This is a genomic window from Romboutsia faecis (genome assembly GCF_014323405.1).
GTDB lineage: Bacteria > Bacillota > Clostridia > Peptostreptococcales > Peptostreptococcaceae > Romboutsia_E > Romboutsia_E faecis.
Window position 1 is genome coordinate 1 of the sequence record NZ_JACRWE010000037.1, and the last position, 583, is coordinate 583.

Genomic DNA, 583 nt, shown 5'->3' on the forward strand with positions numbered 1-583 from the left:
GAGTGTCGAAGGTGAAATCAATAACTGGGGTGAAGTCGTAACAAGGTAGCCGTATCGGAAGGTGCGGCTGGATCACCTCCTTTCTAAGGAGAATTGCCTACTGTTTAATTTTGAGGGTTTTTACAAGCATAAAGAGGCTGATTATAATTTGATTGTATTAAATATCCAATGGGTAAAACAATTAGATAACTAGACAGTCTTTTATTATGGAAAATATTTAAAAATAACCTAGATATGGGGGTGTAGCTCAGCTGGGAGAGCACTTGCCTTGCACGCAAGGGGTCAGGAGTTCGATCCTCCTCATCTCCACCATTAGTACTTTGAGCAACGGGATATTCTCAGAGAGAATAGATGTTGGCGATGTACGTTAGTACTTTGAAAACTGCATAACATTTAGTGATATGACATCATTTAATATATATGGACAAGAAAAGTCATTAAAATTACAAACTTTAAGCAAAGGAATTTATGTGAATGTATATGAACATAAAGACTTTGGCGATAACTTTTAATAACTGGTCAAGTTATTAAGGGTGCAGGGCGGATGCCTTGGCACTAGGAGCCGATGAAGGACGTGATAAGC

At 38.4% G+C, this 583-nt stretch carries 1 tRNA gene and 1 rRNA gene; both read left to right on the top strand.

Features of this window, described 5'->3' with window-relative positions:
• A 16S ribosomal RNA gene (locus H8923_RS17110) occupies window positions 1-83 on the top strand; the annotation flags it as partial.
• Window positions 84-236: 153 nt separating this feature from the next.
• Window positions 237-312 (top strand) — tRNA-Ala (locus H8923_RS17115).
• Window positions 313-583: the final 271 nt, after the last annotated feature.